General features: G+C 66.9%; 7 protein-coding genes and 1 pseudogene. All 8 read right to left on the reverse strand.

Annotated features, from left to right (window positions below; genetic code table 11):
• Nucleotides 1-641: LexA family transcriptional regulator (locus K2X24_RS02320; protein WP_292494257.1), on the reverse strand; the 641-nt coding region annotated here is incomplete at its 3' end.
• 108 nt (nt 642-749) lie between these two features.
• A complete protein-coding gene (locus tag K2X24_RS02325) occupies nt 750-1,451 on the reverse strand; it encodes a metallophosphoesterase family protein (protein ID WP_292494258.1) in 702 nt (233 codons plus the stop codon).
• A 77-nt stretch (nt 1,452-1,528) separates the two neighbouring features.
• Nucleotides 1,529-2,491, reverse strand: coding sequence for a type II secretion system F family protein (locus tag K2X24_RS02330; protein WP_292494260.1), 963 nt, complete (start codon nt 2,489-2,491; stop codon nt 1,529-1,531).
• A gap of 77 nt (nt 2,492-2,568) precedes the next feature.
• Nucleotides 2,569-3,537 (reverse strand): type II secretion system F family protein, encoded by a 969-nt coding sequence (locus K2X24_RS02335; protein WP_292494262.1) that lies wholly within the window; start codon nt 3,535-3,537, stop codon nt 2,569-2,571.
• The gene (locus tag K2X24_RS02340) at nt 3,534-4,988 is read right to left on the reverse strand and encodes a CpaF family protein (RefSeq protein ID WP_292494264.1); all 1,455 of its coding nucleotides are present in this window, start codon (nt 4,986-4,988) and stop codon (nt 3,534-3,536) included. The genes K2X24_RS02335 and K2X24_RS02340 overlap by 4 nt, the downstream gene beginning before the upstream one ends.
• 42 nt (nt 4,989-5,030) lie before the next feature.
• The gene (locus tag K2X24_RS02345; protein WP_292494266.1) at nt 5,031-6,275 is read right to left on the reverse strand and encodes an AAA family ATPase; all 1,245 of its coding nucleotides are present in this window, start codon (nt 6,273-6,275) and stop codon (nt 5,031-5,033) included.
• A gap of 79 nt (nt 6,276-6,354) precedes the next feature.
• Nucleotides 6,355-7,089 carry a CpaD family pilus assembly protein gene (locus K2X24_RS02350; protein ID WP_292494267.1) on the reverse strand — a complete coding sequence of 245 codons (735 nt, stop codon included), beginning with the start codon at nt 7,087-7,089 and terminating at the stop codon, nt 6,355-6,357.
• A gap of 47 nt (nt 7,090-7,136) precedes the next feature.
• Nucleotides 7,137-7,802 (reverse strand): annotated as a pseudogene (locus K2X24_RS02355) (secretin); the annotation flags it as partial.

Here is a 7,802-nt window from a genome sequence, read left to right on the forward strand (position 1 = left end):
CGCCGGCGCAGGCGCTTGAGCGTCGCCTCTTCGTCGTCGATCAGCGCCACGATGATGTCGCCGGTGTTCGCGGTCTCCTGCTTGCGGATGACAACGAGGTCCCCGTCGAGGATACCGGCCTCGATCATCGAGTCGCCGCGCACTTCCAGGGCATAGTGTTCGCCACCCGCGAGGAAGTCGGGCGACATCGTCACCGAGTGGCTCTGCTCCTGGATCGCCGCGATCGGCGTACCGGCGGCGATCCGACCCATGACCGGAATGGTGACGGCGCGACCGCTCTCGTCGGTGGCCTGCGTGGTCGGCAAGCGAGAGACGGAGGCGCCTGCGGGCATGCCCTTGCCTTTGCCGCCCTCGACGACGCTCGGCGTGAAGCGGCGAACCTCGGGCGCCGCGGCGGCGCGGGATGCTCCGGGCTCCCCGCCCAGGCTTTCGGGCATCCGAATCACTTCGATCGCACGCGCCCGATTGGGCAAGCGGCGCAGGAACCCCCGCTCCTCGAGCGCCGTGATCAACCGATGGATGCCCGACTTCGACTTCAGATCGAGGGCATCCTTCATCTCGTCGAACGAAGGGGGAACGCCACTCTCGCGCATCCGGTGCTGGATAAACTGGAGAAGATCCAGCTGCTTACGCGTCAACATGCGGAACACTCTTCGTTCGGGCCGGGGGTTGCGTCGCGGCGTCACAGAAACAAATCACGAACACATTAAACGTTCCGCAAGTGTTCCGCAAGAGTTCCGCGCGCGCTGTCAAGGGCGATCGGACCGGTCGGACATCTGCGGAGGGTCACGTGGCGTCTGAAGGAATTCCACCGGGCCCGGGCGTGCCGTCGTAAAGACACCGGCGGTGAGGACCTGGCCATACACGCAGGCCGTATCCAGGTTCGTGCGAAAGCTCCGTGCGTCCGGCCGGCCGCTCCGCTGGGGCGTATGACCATGAACGACGTGCTTTCCAAAATCATAATTCGACGCGAGGAACGGCTCGCGGATCCAGAGACGCGCCGTGACGTTGGGGTCGACCCCACGATACCCAGGGCGAAATCCCGCGTGCACGTAGTATCGCCCGGCGTCCTCGTGGACGGTCGGCAGGCCCGACATCCAGGCGAGAACATCGTCCGGCAACGCTCCGGCATCCGCGGCTCCGAAGGATCGCAGCGTTTCGATGCCGCCATTGGCGAGCCAGGCCGGCGCATCGCGGGCATCGCGATGGGCATCGAGCATCATCTGCTCGTGATTGCCCCGCAGGCAGATCATCCTTCCGTGCGATGCTGCCTGGCGCGCGCGGAGAATGCGGATCACACCGGCGCTGTCTGGACCGCGGTCGACATAGTCGCCGAGACACACGATGGCGGCGGCACGTCCCCGGGCGTGCCAGTCGATCCGATCCAGGAGGCGGATCAGCGCATCCGCGCAGCCATGGACGTCGCCGATCGCATAGGTCAGGTCCGACATGCAGGCTCCGGGCGTCCGTCACCCGTCCGACATAGGATGACCCGGCATCTCCGGCGAGCCGTGGCCGTTCGCGTGATCTAACGGAAGACCTGGACGAGTGCCGGCGTGAGAATCACGACGAAGAGCACGGGCAGGAAGAACAGGATCATCGGCACCGTGAGCTTGGGCGGCAGGGCGGCCGCCTTCTTCTCGGCCTCGTTCATGCGGGCATCGCGGCTTTCCTGCGAGAGCACGCGCAATGCCTGACCCACCGGTGTTCCGTAGCGCTCCGCCTGGATCAGGGCGGTGGTCACCGCCTTGATCTGATCGAGACCGATGCGGTTGGCGAGATTCTCGAAGGCGATGCGCCGGTCAGGCAGGTAGGAGAGTTCGGCCGTGAGCACCGCGAGTTCCTCGGCAAGCACGACGGATTGACTGACGATCTCCGTGCTCACGCGGCGGAAGGCGTGCTCCACCGACATGCCGGATTCCACGCAGATCAGCGCCAGGTCGAGGGCATCCGGCCAGGCGGCCCGGATCTCGGTCTGGCGCTTCTTCGACGCGTTGAGGAGGTAGAGCTCCGGAGCCTTGATGCCGAGGAGCAGCACCGCGATGACGACCACCAACCGAATGGTGAAGGGTTGATTGATCACGCCGAGGACGAAGACATAGAAGGCCGCCACGATGCCGAGGACGATCGGCGTCACGAGGCGGAAGAACAGGAAACCGGTCTCCGCGCCGGGCGAGCGGAAGCCGGCCATCACCAGCTGCTTCTTGGCCGTCTCGGTGCCCAGCCATCGGCTGAGGTTGAACTGCTCGACCACCCGCTTCATGTACGCCTTCGGCGTGGTCCGCAGGGTCGCCTTGGCGGCCAGCCGCTCCCGTTCGCGGCGGCGGATCTCGTCGCGTTCCTCGCCCACCAGCTTCATGCGCTTGCCGAGCCGGTCCGGCTCGAGCATGGGCTGCAGCAGCGCGAACGCCGTCGCGGCAGCGGCGATTCCCGTCAATACCATGCCGAGAAAGCGCGGATCGGTGACCTTCAGGGCGATGGCGTCCAGCAAGGGGTCTCTCCTAGCGATTGGACCGGACGAGAAGCCTCCGGGCTACCCGCTCACGCGGATCGGCGGCGCGATGACGCTCAGACGTCGAAATTGATCATCTTCTTCATGGTGAAGACGCCGATCGACATCCAGATCGCGGAGCCCAGAAGCGCGAGCTTTCCGATATCCGTCCGCCAGAGGAGGGAGATGTAGTCGGGGCTCGTCAGGTAGGTGAGCGTCGCCACCACGAAGGGCAGGGCCGCGATGATGCCGCCCGATGCCTTGGCCTCCATGCTCATCGCCTGGATCTTGCCGGCCATCTTCTTGCGTTCACGCAGGACGCGCGAAAGGTTCGCGAGCGCTTCGGAGAGGTTGCCGCCCGATTTCGCCTGAATACTGATGACGATTCCGAAGAAGTTGACGTCCGAAACCGGAACGCGCTCGTACATCTTGACCAGCGCCTCTCCGAGGGACAGGCCCAAAGTCTGCGCTTCCACCACCAGGCGGAATTCGGACCGGATCGGCTCTTCCGCTTCGCGCGAGATGATGCGGAAGCAATCGCCCACCGGGATGCCCGCGCGCACGCCGCGGGTGATGATGTCGATGGCGGTCGGCAATTCCTTGATGAAGGCGGCGATGCGGCGCTTGCGGAGAAAGGTCAGGATCCAGAGGGGCAAGCCGAAGCCGCCCGCGAAGACCGCACCTGCCGCGACCATCGGACTGCCCGTCATGACGAACGCGACCGCTCCCGCCACCAGCGCGAGCACCGCCGAGATCAGGTAGAACTGTGATCGCGTCCAGGACAGTCCCGCCCGCGCGATCTTCAGTTCGAGGGTGACTTTCGTGCCGTTACGTTTCGCTTCGACTTCCTTGAGGCTCTTGGCGACTTGTTCGCGACGGCTGACGATCGCCGCTCGGGTGCCCGGGGCCGCCACGACGCTGACCGCCTTCCTGCGCTCGGCCGAGCGGCGCTCGCCGGTCAGGTAGGGCATCAGGAACACGTAGGCGACGGCGCCGGCAGCCACCGCCGCAAGCCCCGCCGAGAGGGGCAGGTGCAGACCGCTCACGGCTCACCCCCGCCGAAATCGGCCGCCGCATCGAGCGCGTCGGCCAGGGCTTTTTCCTCGCCGTAGTAGCGCGCGCGCTCCCAGAAGCGCGGGCGCCCGACGCCCGTCGAGCGGTGACGACCGATCAGCTTGCCGTTCGCGTCCTCGCCGAGCACGTCGTAGAGGAACAGGTCCTGGGTGATGATGACGTCGCCCTCGAGGCCCAGCACCTCCGTGATGTGGGTGATTCGGCGCGAGCCGTCACGCAGGCGCGTCGCCTGGACGATCACGTCGATGGACCCGCAGATCATCTCGCGCAGGGTCCGCGACGGCAGGCTGAAGCCGCCCATCGTGATCATCGACTCGATGCGCGCCAGGGCTTCGCGGGGCGAGTTGGCGTGCAGCGTGCCCATGGAGCCGTCGTGGCCGGTGTTCATCGCCTGGAGGAGGTCGAAGGCCTCCGGGCCACGGACCTCGCCGACGATGATCCGTTCCGGACGCATGCGCAGGCAGTTCTTGACGAGGTCGCGCATGGTGACCTGTCCAGACCCCTCCATGTTGGCCGGTCGCGTTTCGAGGCGGACGACGTGGGCCTGCTGCAATTGCAGCTCGGCCGCGTCCTCGCAGGTGATGATGCGCTCGTCCGCGTCGATGTACCGGGTCAGGCAGTTGAGAAGCGTGGTCTTGCCCGAGCCGGTGCCGCCCGAGATGACGACGTTGCAGCGGACGCGGCCGATGATCTGCAGGATCTTGGCGCCCTCCGGCGAGATCGCCCCGAAGGTGACGAGCTGATCCAGGGTGAGCTTGTCCTTCTTGAACTTACGGATCGTCAGGACCGGCCCGTCGATCGCCAGGGGCGGCGCGATGATGTTCACGCGGGATCCGTCCGGCAAACGCGCGTCGCAGATCGGCGAGGCCTCGTCGACCCGGCGGCCGACCTGGCTCACGATCCGCTGGCAGATGTTCATCAACTGCTGATTGTCGCGAAAGCGTACGTTGGTGAGCTGGATCTTGCCGCCCACCTCGATGAAGGCGCGGTTCGCGCCGTTGACCATGATATCGGCGATGTCGTCCCGGGCGAGCAGGGGCTCCAGGGGGCCATACCCGAGGACGTCGTTGCAGATGTCGTCGAGGAGCTCTTCCTGCTCGGCGATCGACAGGACGATATTTTTGAGCCCGATGATCTCCGAGACGATGTCGCGGATTTCCTCACGCGCCGCCTCGGCATCGAGCCGGGCCAGCTGCGAGAGGTCGATCGCCTCGATCAGCGCACCGAAGATCATGCTCTTGGTGCGGAAATAGTCCTCCGACTTCGTCGGTGCGGGCGGCGGCACGACCTCCGCACGGCGGGGCGCCTCGGCCTTGAGGCGCAGGGCCGAATCATCGTGCACCGGCAGGATCGCCTGCGGCTTGGCGACGATCGCGACCGGCCGATCCTCCGCCGCCGCGTTGCCAGAGCGCCTACCGAACATGGCGCGTTCTCCCAGCGGAAAATTCAGGCAACGCGGTCGGCATCACGAAGCCTTCCGACGCGCGAGCTTGGAGAGCAGCGGCTCGAATAGGTTCTGGCGCGCGCGCCGCTGCTCCGTCCGGCCGGTGATCACGGCCGCCAGGCTCGACAGGACCTCGGCCGCCTTGGCGCCGCTCTGCACCTCGGCCAGCATCTGTCCGTTGTTGGCGGCCGTGCCGAACAGCGCCGCGTCGAACGGCACACTGGCGCTGATCGTCGTGTCCAGGGATTTGGCGAACTCGGCCGCGGCGATCTCGGGCCGCTTGGGGACGCCGGTTCCGTTCAGGACCACCCGCGGCCTGCGATCGTTCGGGCGATTCTGCTGGAGCAGAGTGAGCAGGTTCTTCGTGTTGCGCAGGGACGCGAGTTCGGGGCTCGCCACGATGAGGATCTCGTCCGCTCCGATGAGCATGCGCCGCGACCACGCGGTCCATTGGTGCGGCACGTCGAGGACGATGCAGGGCACGGCCGCGCGCAGGAGGTCGAGAAGGTTGTCGAAGGCCGGCTCGGTGAGGTCCGTCGTGCGGTCGAGGGTGGCTGGCGCCGCCAGCAGCGAGAGATTGTCGCTGCACTTCGACAGCAGCCTGTCGAGGAGGTTCGAGTCCAGGCGGTCCGGGGCGAACACCGCCTCGGCGATGCCCTGCGGCGGGTCCTGGTTGAAGTTCAGGCTTGCCGTGCCGAAGGCGATATCGAGGTCGGCGATGACGGTCGCGGTATCCTGCTCGCGGGCGATGGTCCACGCGAGGTTGTGGGCGATGGTGGATGCGCCGACGCCCCCCTTGGCACCGACGACCGCCACCGTCCGTCCGACCGGCTTGGCGCCCGGGATGGTGAAGAGGTCGGAGATCGCCTGGATCAGGTCGATCGCCTGCACGGGCGCCATCAGGTACTCGCTCACCCCGCGCTGGATGAACTGCCGGTACAGCTGCACATCGTTGACGTGCCCGATGACGACGACCTTCGTGCCCTCGTCGCAGACCTCGGCCAGCTGGTCCAGGCACTCCAGGGGGCGGGACCTGGCGCTCTGCGTCTCGATGACGATGACGTTCGGTGTCGGCGCATGCCTGTAGGCCTCGACGGCGGCGGGGCCGCCGCCCATCTGGACCTTGATGTGCGCCTTCTGCATCCGCCGGTCGGTGCCCACGGACTCGATCAGCGACGCGGTCTCCGACGTGTCGCAGAAGGCCTGGATCGTAATCCGAGGTACCGGGGCGATGATGCGCTCAGACGACGCGTTCAGGTCCGGCATGAGGTGGATTCCGGTTCAGGTTGCCGCCGATGCGGGAGGAAGATTGGCAGTTCGTCGCGGTGACCCGGCTCCGGCCCGGTCACTCGCCGACAGCTGCCTTCACGGACGTCTTCCCATCCTGCCGCCATTGGGTTGACGGATCCTTGCCTTCGCGCATCTTCGTGATGTCGCCCGTGCGCCGGATCGTGTCGATCCGACCCTCGGGACGCCCGCGCACGAGATCGACGGGGTCGGCGATCTGGGCGGCGAAGTTGTTCTGGCTGGCGCAGCCGAGGTTCCAGTGAGACTCGTTGCGGCCGTTGAAGGCCGGATCGCCGACGCCGAGATCCTGGGGCCAGGTTCCGCACTGGCTGGCGACCTTCGCCTCCATGCGCTGGAAGCTCAGGCGCAGAGGGGCGGCGAGGCCCGGATTGGCGACCGCGTAGCTCGTGACGGCGATGCGGCCCGGCGGGATGCCGCCTTCGGCACCGATCCGCCGGATCGCCGCGGCGGTCCGCTCCACGCCCGCCCCCATTCCGGGTGAGACGCCGCGCGGTACGTCGAGCACGAGGGTGCCTCGCCCGTAACGGCGGAACTCGAGCATGAAGGCATCGATATCCGCGGCCTGGCGCGGATCGACATGGCCGGTGCCGGTCACGAAGACGTCCAGGCTGCGCGCGCCGTCCGCGAGGACGATCGGGTGGCGGGCGCGATAATCGTGCGGGTAGAGCGAGCCGGTCGTCGCCACGCGATCGGCGCGGCAGGCGCCCAGGAGCGCGGCGACGCTCGCGACCGCCGCCAGGGCCAGTGCGTTTCGGGAGGACGGAAGGGACATCGTGGTCGGGTCCTGTGGAGGCGGCGCGCGGAGAGGAAGCGGTCGGTCTAGTCGGTGATGAAACCGACGCGGCCGCGGTAGCCGTTGCCGAGGGGGTTGGCGCCCGCGACCCCGTAGAGCTTGTTCAGGCGGCCGAGGAGGATGGCCTGTGCATCCTGGGCGTCGACGAAGCCGTCATCCGGTCGCGCGATCTGGCGCGGTTCCATGGGTTTCGCGATGTACGGGGTGACCATGATCATCAGCTCCGTCTCCTGGCGCTGATAATCGCGGGAGCGGAACAGGGCGCCGATGATCGGCAGGTTGATCAAGCCGGGCAACCCCGAGATCGCCGCCTTGTTGCGTTGTTGGATCAGGCCGGCGGTCATCATCGTGGCGCCGGAGGCGAGCTCCACCGTGGTCTCGGATTTGCGGAGGGTGAAGCCCGGGACGGAGGTGTTCTGAGCGCCGGTGGCGGTGGTGCCCGCCGAGACGAAGTTGAACGAATTCTGCTGATCGATCTCGGAAACCTCGGTCCCGACGCGCACCGAGATGCGGTTCTGCGCGAGGACCACGGGCGTGAAGCTCAGACTGACGCCGTACTGCTTGAAGCTGATGCCGATGGAGCAGACGCCACCGGTACAGTTCTGCGAGGCGGGAACGGGAATTTCACCACCGGCCGTGAACTTGGCGGATTCGCCCGAGATCGCCGTCAGGGTCGGTTCGGCGAGGATGCG

The organism is Methylobacterium sp. (assembly GCF_019750675.1).
In the GTDB taxonomy this organism is placed as follows: domain Bacteria; phylum Pseudomonadota; class Alphaproteobacteria; order Rhizobiales; family Beijerinckiaceae; genus Methylobacterium.